We start from the raw sequence: 17,401 nt of genomic DNA, 5'->3' as shown, positions 1-17,401 counted from the left end.
CCTCAGGATGGCCGGCAGGGCCAGCGCCGCCACGCCGGCCGCCAGCGTCAGCGCACCCAGCAGCCCGCCGCGCGGATGCGTCGCCCAACGCGACCGCGTCACGCACGACCACGCCACGCCCGCCGCCAGCACCACGCCCAGGACCTCCGCGCCCGGGCCGGAGCCGATCAGCACGCCGGCATCGAAGATCAGGATCAGACCGCAGACCACCCGGTGCAGGCGGCTCGCGCGCGGCAACAGCATCGCCCCCGTCACCAGCAGCCCGACGCCCGCCAGCTGCCGATCGTGGTCGAGCACCAGGTCCCAGCGATCCCCCACGGCCCACACCAGCAGCCCCTGCCCTGCAAGCGAGAACGCCAGCGCCATCTGGTTGGTGAACAGGCGGTCGAACCGGAACAGCCAGATTGCCGTCGCGCACAGCGCGACGCCGGCCACGCCGCGCACCAGCGCCGTGGTGCCGAATCCGGCCAGCGGCAGCGAGACGGCTGACATGATGAGCAGCGACGCGAACCACGCCGCCACCCCCTGCAGCAGCATCAGCCACCACGGCCCGGGCCGTGTGGCCAGCAGTGCCGCGTGGCCCGCCGCGTCGACGATGCCGCGGTCGCGCAGCAGGTCCCCGAGTTCCGCTTCGGCCGCCCTCATGCCACGCCCTCCTCGCCCCGGCCCGCGCGATGAAGACGCATCAGCCACCATCCTGCCGCCCCCGACGTGAAGATGACGAAGAGTCCCAGTCCGTTCAGCGCCAGAAAGCTGCGGCCATCGAGCAGTTCGGCCAACCCGGCCGTCAGCACCGCAATCGTGGCGTAGCTCAGCAGCGCAAGGATCGCGATGTCCTGCCGCAACGCCCGATACACGATCGCCCCGGCGATCGCCACCACCGCGAACACGGCCAGGCCCGGGCGGAAGCCCGCCTCGAACCAGCCGGCGATCGCCGCCACGCACAGCGGCGCGACGACCCCGACCGCAGCGAGGCGCGGCATCCAGCGCCGCGGCTCGCCCAGCAGCACGCGCCCGAAGCCCTCGAACAGCAGCAGCACGAGCAGGTTGAGCCCCGCCAGCGCCAGCAGCGAACGCAGATGGAACAGACTGTCGATGTAGCCCCAGACGGCCGACTGCGGCAGCGCACGCAGCATGGCCGCGTTGACGACGACCAGCCACAGCGCCCAGCAGGCCGACGAGCGCGACAGGAGCGCGAAGGGCAGCATCAGCGCCGCCCATGCCGCGAACAGCTCCCACAAGTCCGCGCCGGTCTGGTAGGCCTGACCGATGAGGGCCAGCAGTGCCCCGGTCGCGATGCAGACACCGAACAGCGCGGCGCGGAATGCGACCTCGCGCGGCTTCGACCACAGGGCGACCAGCGCGCACGCCAGCAGCGCGGTCGCCGCCAGACCGAACTTGGCGAAGCGGTGCAGCACATCCCAGTTGTAGGCGAAGAAGAACACCAGCGCGGCACCCAGCAGCAGCGCCCCGCCGAAGGCGAGCAGGCGATCGAAGGTCTGTTGCCACTCCCGCGCCTCGGGGTGAATCCGCGCCTGCGCCGCTGCCTGTCCGAACTGTTCGGGTGTCAGCGCCCCGCCCTCGGCGAGGCCGAAAAGCTGCGCACGCTGTGCGAGTGTCCAGCGCATGAATGCGCCCCTGAAAATGAAGACTGCGTAGCGTAGCAGCAAGGCGGCCGCCCCGCGCCCCACCGCCCTCGGGAAGCGCTATGCTTTCTCCGTTGCCATCCACCAAGCCGATCAGGTCGATGCCGAACACGCCGCCCGCGGCCGCCACGCCTCCGATCACCGCCGCATTCCGCTTCTACGAGGAGCTCAACGACTTCCTCGCGCCCGAGCATCGCCGTTGCGAGTTCGAGACCCGCTGCGCACGGGCCGCCACCGTCAAGCACATGATCGAGGCACTCGGGGTACCGCACACCGAAGTCGAACTGGTCCTGATCAACGGCGAATCCGTCGGCTTCGATCGCCTGTTGCGCGACGGCGACCGCGTCTCGGTCTATCCGCGCTTCGAGACCTTCGACATCACGCCACTGCTCCGCGTACGACCGCAGCCGCTGCGCCTGACACGCTTCATCGCCGACGCCCACCTCGGCGGCCTCGCCCACCTGCTGCGGCTCACCGGTTTCGACACCTTGTATGACAACGGCTACGACGACCCCGAAATCGTCGCCATCGCGGAACGCGAGGGCCGCATCGCACTCACCCGTGACCGCGAGTTGCTCAAGCGGCGCACCCTCACGCACGGCTGTTTCGTCCACGCCTTGAAGCCGGAGCAGCAGGCTGCGGAGATCTTCAGCCGACTGGACCTCGCCCGCAGCGCACGACCCTTCTCGCTGTGCCTGGAATGCAATGCCCCGCTGCGTCCGGTCGACCGCGACGCCGTCGCACACCGCCTGCCGCCTGGCGTGCGCGAGCGGCACACGCGCTTCTCCACCTGTGACCGGTGTCAACGCGTGTTCTGGGAAGGCTCCCACTGGCAGCGCATGCGCCAGATCGTCGAGCGGCTGCTCAAGTTGGGCGCCTGAAGCGGCTCAACCGCAGTCCGGCGCATCCTCTTCGTCGCCCCGCGCGAGCGCCCACAGGAGCAGCGCGCCGAACACGAACAGCAGCCCCCATTTCAGGGCCGAGCACGCGGCGCTGGCGAGATACACCGGCGCCACGTCGAAGCGCGGCATCGCGGTGAGCCACGCCTGCAGCACGTTCTCCACCGCATCGAAGGCAGCGGCCAGCGGTAGTACGAACGGCGCGAGACGACGCAATCGAAGCGACAAAGGCGCAAACAGGCGGGTTTGCGTTCCAAGCAGGTAGCCGAAGACGCCATAGGCAAGCAGCAAGGCCCCATCGACCCAGAGATGCGCGCGATAACGGGCCAGGTCCTCCGACGGCCACAGGTGCACGATCTCGCCGAACGTGCGAGGCGTCCACGCGAACTGCAGCACCAACACGCCAGGAGACAGCGGCGCAACGATCCAGGCCACGATGGCGGCCAGAATCACGACGAGCACCCCGCTCAGCCACAACGCACGGCGTCTCCGGGACGGATGGCTGCCCGACACTCAGCCCCCCATGAACGACAGGTGAATGTCGCTGCCGTAACGCCGGATGATCTCGCGCTTGGCGGCGTGGAAGGTTTCGACATCGGCCGCGTGCCCCGCTTTCGCGAGCCTGCGCCGCGCCAGCTCATCCGAGATGACGTCCATGAACAGCTCGGCCAGCAGCAACCGGGCCGAATCGCGGAAGCTGCCGCGCCCGTCGACGTAAAGCTGCACGGTGGGCGCGGCGGTATTGATCAGGATGATGCGCTCCTCGGGACTGTACACCGCGCGATCGGCGTCCTTCCCGAGGTAGCGGAAGGCGTAGCCGGCGAACAGGGCTTCGCCGTGATCGCGCGGCGGGCGGGCGTGACCGACATGCAGCCGTGGATGATGGCTGTGGGTGGAGGCATGCTCGGCGATGACGATCTCGCACCACGCCAGGTAGCTGCCGACCCGGGCAAGGATCTCGCCGCGGTCGCCGGGCGCGGCGCCGATCGCGGTCCATTCCATGAGGGGCGCCCCGCACAGATCGGCGAGCGGAATGTCGCTTCGCACCGGGTCGAGCTTCAAGCCCGCGCTGTGGGTCAGTTCCAGCTCGAGCCGGGCGTCGGCATCGAACTGCGCAGCGTCGACCAGCAGGCGGACATGGAAGAGGTGCTCGGGCCGCCGATAGTAGAACGGGGTGCTGAAGCGCAGCGGCGCGTGCTCGTCCTCCGGCACCGGCGCGTGCGCGCCGCCTTCAAGCGGCGGAGACGGCACGATGCCGAAATCGTGGATCGCGGCGCGGTTCATGCGCTGCAACAGGTGATCGATCATGTGGGCGGTGCGCCCGGAGGTCGTCGCCCGCTCGATGTGGTTGAGCTTTTCCTGCTCGGCCAGCACGCAGGGCGCGATCATCCGGCTGACCGCCCGGGCGAAGGCCGCCACGAAGGGTGCCTTGAGGTTCAGGCCTGCGCGCTCGTCGCTGATGACGGCGACGCCCTGCCCCAGCATGTCCGCCAGCGCGGGACAGCGGACGGTGCCGAACAGGTACTCCGTACCCACCTGGTTCTCGTAGTCGAACAACTGGCAGTCCAGCACCGCGGTGCCGGCCAGTACCAGCAGGCCGTTGGTGCGCTCGTCACCGCGCGGGGTCAGATCCGCATCCAGCGCACGCTTGAGGGTCAGCGCGAACGGATACGTCCGCCGCTCGTGCTGGAACTGCCCTTGCAGCTCCGGCCCGAGCAGCACGATCGCCGGCGGCTCCTCGAAGCACAGCGGGCCGCTGCGCTCGATCTCCGCCCCGTCCTGCAGGTGCACCAGCTCGACCTGCCGCCGCCGCAGGATGTCGCGCAGGTAGATGTTGTCGGCCAGCGCATGCACCAGCGCGCCGAACTGCGCGATGCTGACCTGAGTGCCGTCGATGACGATCGCGACACGCGTGCCATGGTCGGCGATGGCCAGCCGCGCACGGTCGCGCACGGTCGCGATCCGGTCCTGTCCGCCGTCGTCGTACAGGTACTCGCCCTGCTCGCCGCGGAAGAGCTCGATGCGCGACAGGCGTCCGTCGCGGATCGTTTCGATCCAGCCCGAGCCCAGCCCGAAGACGGCCTGCTTGAGACCACGGCCGAAGAAGCCGCGCCCGCCGCCCAGCCCCCGCGCCAGCGGACTGTGCGCGCCACCGTAGCTGAGGATGGCGCAGGCCTGGGCGAAACGCATGCCTTCAGCCTCGTCGCCCACCATGACCAGTGCGCCGCGCCGGTGGCGCTCGTAATGGATCAGGATCTTGCCCGATACCGGCACGCCGGCGCCTTCGAGCCGGGCGTAGCTGTCGTCGCTGTTGGTGATCAGCTCGACCAGCGCCTTCTCGATGGAAGCAAAGCGCCGGGAATCGATGTCGATGACCCGCTGATCGACGGGAATTGCATTGACGGCCATCGTAGCCCCCCTGCCGCAGTCGGACGCGGCACGCGAACGGCAGAGCCTCGTCATTCGCCCTGCGCCTCGGAGCCAGTTTATCCCTCCTCGCGCGCGGCGGGGGCTGCGTACGGCCGTCCCCTCAGCGCCGCATGCGCCTGCGCCGGAGGACGAAACCGTAGGCCAGCAGATTCACGATCACCACCACGCCGGCCAGCACGAACTGCGTGTCACGTGTGAGGCCGGCCGGATAGATCAGGGGCAGCAGGTAGTGCTCGATGAAGCCGCCTTCGAAGCCCGCCTGCCCGGCCAGCACCCGCAGGCGGTTCTCCAGCGGGGTGAGGGGGCAGAGGCCGCCGCTGAGCTCGATGTACACGCCCCACGCCGCCGCAGGCAGATGCAGCAGCGGCACCCGACGCCAGCGCAGCGCGAGCAGGCCGCCGAGCAATACGAAGACGATGAAGCCCAGGTGCAGCAGCAGGACGGCGTCGGCAGCAAGGCGGAAGAGCATGATGCGGGCTCCGTTAACGCAAAACCCGGCGCGCGGCCGGGTTTCGGGACAAGGTCGGCTGCGCGCAGCCTCGGCGAACCGGCGACCTCAGCCGACGATGGTCTGCGCCTCGCCGTCCTTGCGCGCATCGATGCGGCCGATGCGATGAACGGTCTCGCCCGCCGCCTTCAGCGCTGCCTCGGCCGCATCGGCGTCGGCCGCAGCCACCACCACCGCCATGCCGATGCCGCAGTTGAACACGCGGTACATCTCCTGCATGTCGACGTTGCCTTCCTTCTGCAGCCACTGGAACAGCGGCGGTAGCGTCCAGCTCGCGGCGTCGATGCGGGCGGTCAGTTCGTCGCGCAGGATGCGCGGCACGTTCTCGGTGATGCCGCCGCCGGTGATGTGGGCCATGCCCTTCACCACGCCCGGCTGCGCCTGCATCAGCGCCAGCAGCGGCTTGACGTAGATGCGGGTCGGCTCCATCACCACATCGCGCATCTTGCGACCGTGGAAATCGGCGTCGAGGTCGGGCTTGGCGACCTCGATGATCTTGCGGATCAGCGAGTAGCCGTTGGAGTGCGCGCCGCTCGAGGCCAGGCCGAGCACCACGTCGCCCGGCACGATCTTGCTGCCGTCGATGATGTCGGCCTTTTCCACCGCGCCGACGGCGAAGCCGGCGAGGTCGTACTCGCCTGCCGGGTACATGCCCGGCATCTCGGCGGTCTCGCCGCCGATCAGCGCGCAGCCGGCCAGCTCGCAGCCCTGGGCGATGCCCTTGACCACGTCGGCGGCGGTGTCGACCTCGAGCTTGCCGCAGGCGAAGTAGTCGAGGAAGAACAGCGGTTCGGCGCCCTGCACCAGGATGTCGTTGACGCTCATCGCCACCAGGTCCTGACCGACGGTGTCGTGCTTGTTGAGCTGGAAGGCGAGCTTGAGCTTGGTGCCGACGCCGTCGGTACCCGACACCAGCACCGGCTCCTTGTACTTCTTCGACAGTTCGAACAGCGCGCCGAAACCACCGATGCCGCCCAGCACCTCGGGGCGCATGGTGCGCTTGGCGAAGGGCTTGATGCGGTCGACCAGCGCGTCGCCGGCTTCGATGTCCACACCGGCGTCGCGGTAGGAAAGGGAGGCTTGGTTGGAGGAGGTGGGTGCGCTCAAGATCGTTCCTCTGGACTCGGAGTAAGACAGGAAGAAGGCTGGAAGAAAGCAGGCCTGCAAGCTGGCCGGATGCCGCGTGGCGGCAGACTCGGCTTGAGGCCGCAACGCCAAGTGGCTACATTTACGGGTTTCGCGGGTGGCATGCTCCCGCGCCAAGTCCGCGATTTTACTTGAAATGAACCCTCCCCGCGCCCATCGTCTGCAAACCTTTGCCTGGACCGCGGCAGGCATCGCGCTGATCGGGCTGTTCTGGCTGCTGGGCCCCATCCTGGCGCCCTTCGTCATCGGCGCGGTGTTCGCCTACATCTGCGACCCCGCGGTCAACTGGATGGTGGCGCGCCGTGTACCGCGCGCCCTGGCGGTGCTGGTGGTGATCTTCTGCCTCGGCCTGCTGCTGGTGGCACTGGCCCTGATCCTCGTCCCGATGGTGTATCGCGAGGGCGTGCTGCTGGTGCGCCGCCTGCCCGACCTGGTCGAGATGTTCAACGCTCAGGTCGCCCCGCTGCTGCAGACGCGGCTGGGCATCGAGCTGCAGCTGGACGCCGCGCAGTTCCGCCAGCTGATCGCCGATAACTGGAGCAATGCGCAGGACCTGGTGCCGATCGTGCTCGGCCACCTCAAGACCGGCGGCATGGCCTTGCTGGCCTTCGTCGCCAACGTGTTCCTGATTCCGCTGGTGATGTTCTACCTGCTGCAGGAATGGCCGCGCCTCCTCGCCGAGCTGCAGCGCATCGTGCCGCGTCCCTGGCTCGAACGCACGATGCGCATCATCAACGACATCGATTCGGTGATGTCCGAGTTCCTGCGCGGACAACTGTCGGTGATGATGCTGCTGGCGGTGTTCTACAGCGTGGGGCTGTGGCTCGCGGGGCTCAATTTCTGGCTGCCGGTGGGTGTGCTGACCGGCCTGCTGGTGTTCATCCCCTACGTCGGCTTCGGTGGTGGGATGATCCTGGCCATCCTGGCCGCGCTGCTGCAGGCCGAAGGCTGGCCGCTGCTGATCGGCGTGGCGGCGGTGTATGGCTTGGGCCAGCTGGTCGAGAGCTTCGCGCTGACCCCCTATCTGGTGGGCGAGCGCATCGGACTGCATCCGCTGGCCGTGATCTTCGCGCTGATGGCCTTCGGCCAGCTGTTCGGCTTCGTCGGCGTGCTGGTGGCGCTACCGGTCAGCGCTGCGCTGCTGGTGGGCCTGCGCGAGGTGCGCGACGCCTGGTTCGCGAGCCCGGTCTATCTGGGCACGCAGGCACCCGAGGCCGTTGCGCAGGATCAGGACGAACGATGAAGCAGCTCGTCCTCGACATCCGCCCCGACGCCCCGCCCACGCTCGAGAACTTCGTCGCCGGCGCCAACGCCGAACTGGTGGCGATGCTGTCGCTGCAGGCCTCGCTGGCCACCGCGGGTCAGCTGCCGGCCCGCCATCTCTACGTCTGGGGCGCCCCGGGCAGCGGTCGCAGCCACCTGCTGCGCGCCACGGTGGCGATGGCGCGCGAGCACGGCCGCCCCACGCACCTGCTTGCGGCCGAAGACGTCGAGGACGGTCTGCCCGAGACGGCCGACGCGCTGGTCGCGGTCGACGACATCGACCAGCTCTCGCCCGACGCCCAGATCGGCCTGTTCAACGCCTTCAACCGCAGCCGCGGCAACGGGCAGTCGCTGCTGCTGACCGGCCCCGTCGCCCCGCTGGGCCTGCGGCTGCGCGAGGACCTGCGTACCCGCATCGGCCAGTGCCTGATCTACGAAGTGCAGCCGCTCGACGACGACTCGCGCGCCACCATTCTCGCCACGCTGGCCGAGCGCCGCGGCCTGCGCCTGGCAGACGAGGTGGTGGACTTCCTGTTGCGCCACGGCCGGCGTGAGCTGTCCAGCCTGCTGGCGGTGCTGGATGCGCTCGACGCCGCCTCGCTCGAACGCAAACGCCCCATCACCCTCCCCCTGCTGCGCGAGATGATGCAGCAGGGCCTCGAAATCTGAATCCTGGAGTTCTGCCTTGAATCTCGTTCTGTTCGACCTCGACAACACCCTTCTCGCCGGCGATTCGGACTTCGCCTGGGCGCAGTTCCTGATCGGCAAGGGCGTGCTCGACCGCGAGGTGCAGGAAGCGAAGAACATCGAGTTCTACGAGCACTACAAGGCCGGCACGCTCGACATCTTCGCCTTCCTCGACTTCCAGCTCGCGCCGCTGGCACGCCACCCGCGTGCTCAGCTCGACGCCTGGCACCGCGAGTTCATGGACCTGTCGGTACGCCCGATGATCACCGACAAGGCCCGCGCCCTGGTCCGCCAGCACCTCGAAGACGACGCGTTGGTGGCCGTCGTGACCGCGACCAACGCCTTCGTCACCGGCCCCATCGTGCGCGAACTCGGCATCCCGCACCTGGTCGCCACCATTCCGGCGCAGGAAGGCGGCGCCTTCACCGGCAAGCCGCGCGGCATGCCCGCCTTCAAGGCCGGCAAGATCGAACGCGTCGAGACCTGGCTGGAGTCGCTCGGCCTGCACATGGGCAGCTTCGAGCGCAGCTGGTTCTACAGCGACTCCCACAACGACCTGCCGCTGATGGGCCGCGTCTCCGACCCGGTCGCGGTCGACCCCGATGACACGCTGCGCGAACACGCCCGCCAGCATGCGTGGCCGGTGATCTCGCTGCGCTGAATCCCGGGCGGCGTCCGTCATGGCCGATCGGTTATCATTGCCCGCTTATGCAAGAACGACACCTTTTCCGATGATCCGCAAGCTGCTGCGCAAGGTTTTCAAGCGCCCGCAAAACGAACGCCACGAACCTGCCCTGATCCCCGTCGCCCGCCACGGCATCCGGCGCGAACAACTCTCTCCTGCAGCGCGCAAGGTCTGCTCGGTACTGCAGGAGAAGGGCTACAAGGCCTTCGTGGTCGGGGGTGCGGTACGCGACCTGCTGATCGGCCATCCGCCCAAGGACTACGACGTCGCCACCAGCGCCACGCCCGAAGAGGTTCGCGCCTCCTTCCGCCGCTCGCGCATCATCGGCCGCCGCTTCAAGATCGTGCATGTGATGAGCGGCCCCGAGACGATCGAGGTGTCCACCTTCCGCGCCGGCCAGGATGCCGAGTCGGCCGACACCGACGAGCATGGCCGCGTGCTGCGCGACAACGTTTACGGCAACCAGGAAGAGGATGCCACCCGGCGCGATTTCACGGTCAATGCGCTGTATTACGACCCCTCGACCGAAACCATCGTCGATTACCACCACGGCGTGGCCGACATCCAGCACAAGACGCTGCGCATGATCGGCGATCCGCGCACCCGCTATCGCGAGGATCCGGTGCGCATGCTGCGCGCGGTACGCCTCGGAGCCAAGCTCGGACTGACAATCGACCCCGCGGCGCGCAACCCGATTCGCGAGATGGGCGTGCTGCTGGAAAACGTGCCCGCGGCGCGGCTGTTCGACGAGATGCTCAAGCTGCTGTTCTCGGGCTATGCGGTGAAGTGCCTGAAGCAGTTGCGCGAAGAGGGCCTGCACCACGGCCTGCTGCCCCTGCTCGACGTGATTCTCGAGCAACCGATGGGCGAACGCTTCGTCTGGTTGTCGCTCGAGAACACCGACGAGCGGGTCCGCCAGGACAAATCGGTGTCGCCCGGCTTTCTCTTCGCCACCCTGCTGTGGCACGAGGTGCTGACCGCCTGGGAACGCCGCAAGGCGGCCGGCGAGCATGCCCAGCCAGCGCTGTTCGAGGCCATGGACGAGGTGCTGGACGCCCAGGCCGGCAAGCTCGCCATCACCCGCCGCATCGTCGGCGACATCAAGGACATCTGGGCCCTGCAGCCGCGCTTCGACAAGCGCGCAGGCAAGACGCCCTATCGCCTCATCGAGCAGCCGCGCTACCGCGCAGGCTGGGACTTCCTGCGCCTGCGCGCACAAGCGGGCGAGATCCCGATGGAGATCGTCGACTGGTGGGACCGCTTCGCCCACGCCGGCCACGACGAGCGCGAGGCACTGATCCGCCAGGCGCCCGCCGAGAGCGCCCCCGCTGCCGCCAAGAAGCGCCGCCGCAAGCGCCGCAAGCCCGCGGGCGCCGCAAATGCCGCGCCGGCTGGCGAGACCATGCCGGGCAGCGAAAGCGCCTGACCAGGCCGCGACGCATGAGTGTCCGCACACGCGCCTTCGTCGCCTTCGGCGCCAACCTCGGCGATCCGGCCGCGGCCTTCGCCCTCGCACTGCGGCGCCTCGGCGAACTGCCCGACTCCGATGTCGTCGCCCAGTCGTCGCTGTACCGTACGGCCCCCGTGGGGGTCGAAGGCCAGCCCGATTACATCAACGCCGTGATCGAGCTCTCCACCGCCCTGCCCGCCCGCCCGCTGCTCGAGGCGCTGCTGGCGATCGAGCATGAGGGCGGACGAACGCGCGACTTCCACATGGCACCGCGCACGATGGACCTCGACCTGCTGCTGTATGGCGATGCCGTCGTCGACGAGGAGGGCCTGCAGGTCCCGCATCCGCGCATGCACCTGCGCGCCTTCACGCTCGTACCGCTGGCGGAGATCGCGCCCGACGTGATCATTCCCGGACGCGGCCGGGCCGCGGATCTGCTGCCCGGCGTCGCCGCGCAGCAGATCGCACGCAGCTAGCGCCATCGCCCACCCTCTTCCCTTCCTGCGTTAACCGATCATGCCCGCCTGGCTCCAGTCCGCCACCACGGCCGTCAGCGCCAGTCCCGTCTGGCTGCAGACGGCGCTGCTGCTGACCGCTTCCAACGTGTTCATGACCTTCGCGTGGTATGGCCACCTGAAGAACATGCAGGGCAAGGCCTGGTACATGGCCGCGCTGGTGAGCTGGGGCATCGCGCTGTTCGAATACCTGCTGCAGGTCCCGGCCAACCGCATCGGCGCCACGGCGCTGAGCCTCGCGCAGCTCAAGATCATGCAGGAAGTGATCACCTTGCTGGTGTTCATCCCCTTCGTCGTGCTGTACATGAAGCAGCCGATCAAGCTTGACTATCTCTGGGCCGCCTTGTGTATGCTTGGCGCGGTCTACTTCATCTTCCGCAGCTAGGGCGGATCGAGGACCGGTCACGCACATGCTCGAAAAAGCACACTACATCGTCGTCGAAGGTCCGATCGGCGCCGGCAAGACATCACTGGCCAGGCGTCTGGCAGCGCACCTGCAGTCCGAAACCCTGTTCGAGCAAGGCGAGTTCAATCCCTTCCTGTCGCGCTTCTACCAGCATCCCGAACGCTGGGCGATGGCAACGCAGCTGTCCTTCCTGTTCCAGCGCATCGATCAGCTCGCCGCCCTGGGCCCGATATCCGACGAGCGCCGGGTCGTGTCGGACTTCATTCTCGACAAGGACCGCCTGTTCGCGGAGCAGAACCTCAGCGAGGACGAACTGGCGCTGTACCAGCGGATCTCCGACAGCGTGCGCCCGCCCGATGCACTCAAGCCCGACCTCGTCATCTACCTGCAGGCGCGCCCCGACACCTTGATGGAGCGCATCCGCAAGCGCGGCCTCGATGCCGAACGGCGCATCACCGAGGCCTATCTGCAGCAGGTTGCCGACCGCTACACGCGTTATTTCTACCAGTACGACGCGGCGCCGCTGTTCATCGTCGATGCCGGCCAACTCAATCCGGTCGACAGCGACGAGGACTTCGAGATGCTGCTCACCCGCCTGCGCGACATGCGCGGCTACCGCGAATTCTTCGGTTACGCCGGGTAAACCCTTTCCCACATTCGGTCGCAATCGACTTGTGCGTTGCACCAAATTGGTGAAAACTCCGGCCTCCCATCAGGAGCGATCTATGAGTTACCTCCAGGATCAGAAGCCCGTTACCCTGTTCGAGCTGGGCAAGATGCGCGCCGAGGGCCGCAAGATCGTCATGCTCACCGGCTACGATGCCAGCTTCGCCGCACTGCTCGGCCGCGCCGGCGTCGACGTCGTGCTGATCGGCGACTCGCTCGGCAACGTGCTGCAGGGGCAGAAATCCACGCTGCCCGTCACGCTCGAGCACATGGCCTACCACACCGAATGCGTGGCGCGCGCCGCTGCGCGTCCGCTGGTGCTCACCGACATGCCCTTCGGCACCTACCACGAGAGCCGGGAGCAGGCCATGCGCAACGCCGCGCGCCTGATGGCCGCCGGTGCCCAGATGGTCAAGATCGAGGGCGGCGAGTTCATGGCCGAGACCGTGCGCTTCCTGGTCGAGCGCGGCGTACCCGTCTGCGCCCACATCGGCCTGACGCCGCAGTCGGTGCATCAGCTCGGCGGCTATCGCGTGCAGGGCCGCAGCGACGAAGGCGCAGCGCGCCTGAAGGCCGACGCCCTGGCGCTGGAACAGGCCGGCGCCGCGCTGATGGTCATGGAGATGGTGCCCGCCGCCCTCGCCGGCGAGATCACCGCCAGCCTCACGACGATGGCCACCATCGGCATCGGCGCAGGTGCCGGCTGTGACGGCCAGGTACTGGTGCTCCACGACATGCTCGGCATCTTTCCCGGGAAAACGGCGCGCTTCGTGCGCAACTTCATGGATGGCGCCAGCAGCATCGAGGACGCCGTGGCGCGCTACGCAGCCGCGGTGCGCGACGGCAGCTTCCCCGCCCCCGAACACTGTTACTGAGCGTCGCGCGCGACGTCCACGACCCGAACAACGGTTTCCGCATGCAGATCCATCACACCATCGAAAGCCTGCGCGCCGCCCGCGCCACTGCCGGCAAGGTCGCCCTCGTCCCCACCATGGGCAACCTGCACGAAGGCCACATCACGCTGATGCGCCAGGCCGGCGAGAAGGCCGACTGCGTGATGGCCAGCATCTTCGTCAATCGCCTGCAGTTCGGCGTCGGCGAGGACTTCGAGCGCTACCCGCGCACGCTCGCAGCCGACTGCGAGAAACTCGAGGCCGCGGGCGTGACCCACGTGTTCGCGCCCGACGAGGCGGAGATGTATCCGCAGCCGCAGCGCTACCACATCGATCCGGCGCCGGCCCAGGTCTCCATCCTCGAGGGCGAGTTCCGGCCCGGCCATTTCCGCGGCGTCGCCACCGTCGTGCTGAAGCTGCTCAACATCGTGCAGCCGGACATCGCACTGTTCGGCAAGAAGGACTACCAGCAGCTGATGGTGCTGTCGAACATGGTGCGCGAGATGGCGCTGCCGGTCGAAGTGCTGCCGGGAGAGACCGTACGCGCCGACGACGGCCTGGCGCTGTCTTCGCGCAATGGTTACCTGAGCGCCGACGAGCGCGCCCGTGCGCCGCTGCTCTACCGCCTGCTGTGCCGCATTTGCGACGCGGTGCGGTCCGGCGACCACGACCTGCTCAAGCTCGAGACCGACGCCATGGACGAACTTGCCGCGGCCGGCTGGGCGCCCGACTACGTCGCGGTGCGGCGTCGTGCCGACCTGCAGCCGCCGGTGCACATGGACGACCCGCTGGTCGTGCTCGCCGCCGCACGTCTTGGCCGCACCCGGCTGATCGACAACATCGAAATCTGAGCCCTCGCAGCCATCAGGGTTCGTCCCTGCTTGCACTCGACCGCGCTTCGTACCACTCTATGCAAACCGGGCTGCTTGCCGCATGTCGGCAGACAGCTCTGTCGCGCACAAACCAAGGAGGGAGAAGAACGATGACGACGAGCGTCAAGCAGGTTCTTGAGCAGAAAGGCAGCGCATTCCACGCCGTGCGTCCTACCGATTCGGTGTTCGATGCGCTGTCGCTGATGGCGCAGTTCGATATTGGCTCGGTGATCGTCACCGATGGTGACCGACTGCTGGGTATCTTCACCGAACGCGACTACGCGCGCAAAGTGGTCCTGAAGGGCCTGCTGTCGCGCGATGTGCGCGTGGGCGACCTGATGACCCCCAATCCCTGCACCGTCACGCCGGCGCACACCGTGGACGAAGTCATGCACATCATGACCGACAACCGCTTCCGGCACGTGCCGGTCGTCGAGCACGGCAGGATCGTGGGCATCGTGACGATCGGCGACATGGTGAAGTCCATCGTCAGCCAGCAGCAGGCCACCATCAAGCAGCTCGAAAGCTATATTGCCGGCGACCTGGCGGCCGAGTGAGGCGCCCCCTTCGCGCAATGCAGAACGCCGGGTCGAAAGCCCGGCGTTCTGCATTGCAGTGCCCCGTTTTGCGACAGGCGCTCAGTCCAGCGCCTTGCCGACGACCTCTGCAACGTCGGGCGACAGGTCCGGACTGGCCAGCACGCGCTCGAGTTGCGAGCGGATGCTCGCCTGCAACGCCGGCACGAAATGGCGCCAGTTTTCCAGCGCGCGCGCCATGCGCGCTGCGACCTGCGGGTTCTTCGCGTTGAGCGCGATCACCTGATCGGCCCAGAAGACGTGCCCGCTGCCGTCGGCGGCATGGAATTCGCCGGGGTTGGCACGGGAATAGGTGCCCAGCAGCGCATAGACCTTGTTGGGGTTCGACAGGCTGAAGGCCGCATCCGCCATCAGCGCCTTCACCCGCGCCAGCGTGGGCGCGGCGGCGTCGTCCCAGCGCCAGGCGCCGGCCTGCAGCGCGAACCACTTGTCGAGCACCAGCGCATCGTCGCGGTAGCGCGCGTGGAAGGCGGCCAGCACCGCCTCGCGCGCAGGGTGCGTGCTCTGCACCAGCGCCGCGAGCGCACCGAAACGCTCGGTCATGTTGGTCGCCCCCTCGAAGCGACGCTGGGCGAGCGCCAGCCCTTCGGCATTGCCCGCCGCCGCCAGATAGCGCAGCGCCAGGTTGGCGAGCGCGCGGCGACCGGCATCGCCCGGGTGGTAGCGGTACGGGCCGGGCACCTGCATCGCCTCGCAGGTCGCAAGCCATTCGGCCGCGAGCGACGTCCCCAGCGTGCGCATCAGCCGCACGAGCGCCGCCCGCAGCGCCAGCGGATCGGCCGGCTTCATGCGCTCGAGCAGATAGGCCTCGCCGGGCAGCGCCAGCGCCTGCGCGCGGAAGGCCGGGTCCAGCGCGGCGTTGCCGAGCAGCGCGCGGAAGGCGTCGAGGAAGGCGGCCGGCACGCCAGCCGACGGGTCGGCGGCCATCGCCAGCGCCACGCGCTCGGCGTAGCGCTGCGCGGCGTCCCAGCGATTGCAGGGATCGGCATCGTGCGCCATGCGGAAGGCGAGGCGCGCATCGTCCTCGTCGAGTTCGAGGATCACCGGCGCCGAGAAGCCGCGCAGCAATGAGGGCACGGGCTCGGCGGTCAGGCCGACGAAGCGGAAGCTCTGCGACGCCTCGGTGAGCTTGAGCACGCGCGTCGTGGGGCCCGGCTGGGATTCGCCCTCGAGCTGCAGCGGGCAGTCGCGCCCGTCCGGTCCGATGAGGCCGGCCGCCACCGGGATCACCAGCGGCAGCTTGGCGTGCTCGCCGGGTGTCGCCGGCGTGCTCTGGGCCAGCGTCAGCGTGTAGCTGCCATCGGCGGCATTCCACTGCCCGCTGGCCTTCACCCGTGGCGTACCGGCCTGGCTGTACCAGTGCATGAACTGGTCGAGGTCGAAGCCGTTGTTGGCCTCGGACATCACCTCGACGAAATCGTCGCAGGTCACAGCCTGGCCGTCGAAGTAGCTGAAGTAGAGATCCATGCCGTTGCGGAACCCCTCGGGCCCCAGCAGGGTGTGCAGCATGCGGATGACTTCCGCGCCCTTCTCATACACCGTGGCGGTGTAGAAGTTGTTGATCTCCTGGTAGCTGTCCGGGCGGATCGGGTGCGCCATCGGCCCTGCATCCTCGGGGAACTGTGCAGCGCGCAGCACACGCACGTCGTCGATGCGCTTGACCGCGCGCGCGGAAGCCGCGCCCTCGGCACCCGCCGCACGCGCCAGCATGTCCGCCGAGAACTGCTGGTCACGGAAGACCGTGAGTCCTTCCTTCAGCGTGAGCTGGAACCAGTCGCGGCAGGTGACGCGGTTGCCGGTCCAGTTGTGGAAATACTCGTGCGCCACCACGCTCTCGACGTTCTCGTAATCGACGTCGGTAGCGGTGTCGGGCTTGGCGAGGATGAACTTGGTGTTGAAGATGTTCAGCCCCTTGTTCTCCATCGCCCCCATGTTGAAGTCGGCCACGGCGACGATCATGAAGCGGTCGAGGTCGAGCTCGAGGCCGAAGGTCTCCTCGTCCCAGCGCATCGAATGGACGAGCGAGTCCATCGCGTGCTCGACGCGGTCGAGATTGCCTGCTTCCACCCACACCTGCAGCAGCACCTCGCGACCTGACATCGTCTCCACCGTGCGCTCGTACGCGACGAGGTCTGCAGCGACCAGCGCGAACAGGTAGGACGGCTTCGGGAACGGGTCTTCCCACTTCGCGTAATGGCGGCCACCCGGTAGTTCGCCCTGCTCGACCAGGTTGCCGTTGGACAGCAGCACCGGGCAGGTCTTGCGGTCCGCCTCGAGCGTGACGGTGAAGCGTGCCATCACGTCCGGACGGTCGGGAAAGCAGGTGATGCGGCGGAAGCCCTCGGCCTCGCACTGGGTGAAGAAGCCGCCGTTCGACAGGTAGAGGCCCGACAGCGTGGTGTTGGCCTTCGGGTTGATGCGGGTCTGAACCTCGACGACGACGCGCTCGCCGTCGGCCTCGATCTCGAGCAGCGCACCCTGCTCGCGCACGGCCTGCGGCGCCTGCCCGTCGACGGTCAGCGACAGCCGTTCGAGATCCTCGCCCCACAGCCGGATCGGGCCGGCCTCGGCTTCACGGTTGCGCACGCACAGCATGCGGTTGGTCACGACGGTGGACTCGGGCTCGAGACGGAAATGCAGATCGACGGTCTCGACCTTCCAGGCCAGCGGCTGGTAGTCGGCGCGCTGGATGCTTGGGGCGTGTTCTGTTTTCATTGTTTCTCCGGCTCCGCGCACGGG

The 17,401-nt window shown here is 68.1% G+C and carries 18 protein-coding genes; 11 read left to right on the top strand and 7 right to left on the bottom strand.

Features of this window, described 5'->3' with window-relative positions; genetic code table 11:
• Positions 1-645, bottom strand: a 645-nt coding sequence (locus C664_RS13695; protein ID WP_004261660.1) for a DUF4401 domain-containing protein, incomplete at its 3' end; no start/stop codon positions are given.
• The gene (locus C664_RS13690) at positions 642-1,628 is read right to left on the bottom strand and encodes a DUF2157 domain-containing protein (RefSeq protein ID WP_004261657.1); all 987 of its coding nucleotides are present in this window, start codon (positions 1,626-1,628) and stop codon (positions 642-644) included. The genes C664_RS13690 and C664_RS13695, both read right to left, overlap by 4 nt.
• Before the next feature lie 119 nt (positions 1,629-1,747).
• On the opposite strand from C664_RS13690, the gene C664_RS13685 reads away from it, so the two are divergent.
• Entirely contained in the window at positions 1,748-2,527 is a 780-nt protein-coding gene (locus C664_RS13685; protein ID WP_004261655.1) for a Mut7-C RNAse domain-containing protein, read from the top strand.
• 6 nt (positions 2,528-2,533) lie between these two features.
• Here the strand turns inward: C664_RS13685 and C664_RS13680 are convergent, their stop codons facing one another.
• The 4 genes from C664_RS13680 to purM form a co-directional block, all read right to left on the bottom strand.
• On the bottom strand, positions 2,534-3,022 hold the full coding sequence (locus C664_RS13680; RefSeq protein ID WP_004261653.1) for a hypothetical protein: 489 nt from the start codon (positions 3,020-3,022) through the stop codon (positions 2,534-2,536).
• Between the two features lie 36 nt (positions 3,023-3,058).
• On the bottom strand, positions 3,059-4,954 hold the full coding sequence (locus C664_RS13675) for a hypothetical protein (RefSeq protein ID WP_004261651.1): 1,896 nt from the start codon (positions 4,952-4,954) through the stop codon (positions 3,059-3,061).
• Positions 4,955-5,075: 121 nt separating this feature from the next.
• The gene (locus C664_RS13670) at positions 5,076-5,444 is read right to left on the bottom strand and encodes a DUF2784 domain-containing protein (protein ID WP_004261647.1); all 369 of its coding nucleotides are present in this window, start codon (positions 5,442-5,444) and stop codon (positions 5,076-5,078) included.
• An 87-nt stretch (positions 5,445-5,531) separates the two neighbouring features.
• Complete coding sequence (purM, locus tag C664_RS13665) at positions 5,532-6,590, bottom strand: phosphoribosylformylglycinamidine cyclo-ligase (protein ID WP_004261645.1); 1,059 nt, start codon at positions 6,588-6,590, stop codon at positions 5,532-5,534.
• A 175-nt stretch (positions 6,591-6,765) separates the two neighbouring features.
• On the opposite strand from purM, the gene C664_RS13660 reads away from it, so the two are divergent.
• The 10 genes from C664_RS13660 to C664_RS13615 all read left to right on the top strand — a co-directional run bounded on the left by C664_RS13660 (position 6,766) and on the right by C664_RS13615 (position 14,623).
• Entirely contained in the window at positions 6,766-7,872 is a 1,107-nt protein-coding gene (locus C664_RS13660; protein WP_004261642.1) for an AI-2E family transporter, read from the top strand.
• Positions 7,869-8,561 carry a DnaA regulatory inactivator Hda gene (hda, locus tag C664_RS13655; RefSeq protein ID WP_004261640.1) on the top strand — a complete coding sequence of 231 codons (693 nt, stop codon included), beginning with the start codon at positions 7,869-7,871 and terminating at the stop codon, positions 8,559-8,561. Before C664_RS13660 ends, hda begins: the two co-directional genes overlap by 4 nt.
• A 16-nt stretch (positions 8,562-8,577) precedes the next feature.
• A complete protein-coding gene (locus C664_RS13650; RefSeq protein ID WP_004261636.1) occupies positions 8,578-9,240 on the top strand; it encodes an HAD family hydrolase in 663 nt (220 codons plus the stop codon).
• A gap of 70 nt (positions 9,241-9,310) precedes the next feature.
• Positions 9,311-10,690 carry a polynucleotide adenylyltransferase PcnB gene (gene pcnB, locus C664_RS13645; protein ID WP_004261633.1) on the top strand — a complete coding sequence of 460 codons (1,380 nt, stop codon included), beginning with the start codon at positions 9,311-9,313 and terminating at the stop codon, positions 10,688-10,690.
• 14 nt (positions 10,691-10,704) lie between these two features.
• On the top strand, positions 10,705-11,190 hold the full coding sequence (gene folK / locus C664_RS13640; protein WP_004261631.1) for a 2-amino-4-hydroxy-6-hydroxymethyldihydropteridine diphosphokinase: 486 nt from the start codon (positions 10,705-10,707) through the stop codon (positions 11,188-11,190).
• A gap of 40 nt (positions 11,191-11,230) precedes the next feature.
• Entirely contained in the window at positions 11,231-11,614 is a 384-nt protein-coding gene (locus tag C664_RS13635; RefSeq protein ID WP_004261628.1) for a DMT family protein, read from the top strand.
• A 25-nt stretch (positions 11,615-11,639) separates the two neighbouring features.
• Positions 11,640-12,278: a deoxynucleoside kinase gene (locus C664_RS13630; RefSeq protein ID WP_004261626.1), complete on the top strand. Its 639-nt coding sequence runs from the start codon at positions 11,640-11,642 to the stop codon at positions 12,276-12,278.
• Positions 12,279-12,360: 82 nt separating this feature from the next.
• Entirely contained in the window at positions 12,361-13,176 is an 816-nt protein-coding gene (panB, locus tag C664_RS13625; protein ID WP_004261622.1) for a 3-methyl-2-oxobutanoate hydroxymethyltransferase, read from the top strand.
• A 41-nt stretch (positions 13,177-13,217) separates the two neighbouring features.
• Entirely contained in the window at positions 13,218-14,045 is an 828-nt protein-coding gene (panC, locus tag C664_RS13620; protein ID WP_004261619.1) for a pantoate--beta-alanine ligase, read from the top strand.
• A gap of 131 nt (positions 14,046-14,176) precedes the next feature.
• On the top strand, positions 14,177-14,623 hold the full coding sequence (locus C664_RS13615; RefSeq protein WP_004261616.1) for a CBS domain-containing protein: 447 nt from the start codon (positions 14,177-14,179) through the stop codon (positions 14,621-14,623).
• Positions 14,624-14,704: 81 nt separating this feature from the next.
• Here C664_RS13615 and pepN read toward each other — a convergent pair whose 3' ends face one another.
• Positions 14,705-17,377: an aminopeptidase N gene (gene pepN, locus C664_RS13610; protein WP_004261613.1), complete on the bottom strand. Its 2,673-nt coding sequence runs from the start codon at positions 17,375-17,377 to the stop codon at positions 14,705-14,707.
• Positions 17,378-17,401 lie beyond the last annotated feature (24 nt).

Origin of the sequence: Thauera sp. 63, from assembly GCF_000310165.2 — a bacterium.
In the GTDB taxonomy this organism is placed as follows: domain Bacteria; phylum Pseudomonadota; class Gammaproteobacteria; order Burkholderiales; family Rhodocyclaceae; genus Thauera; species Thauera humireducens.
The sequence above is the reverse complement of the archived record's forward strand: the minus strand, read 5'-3'. Positions and strand labels throughout refer to the sequence as shown.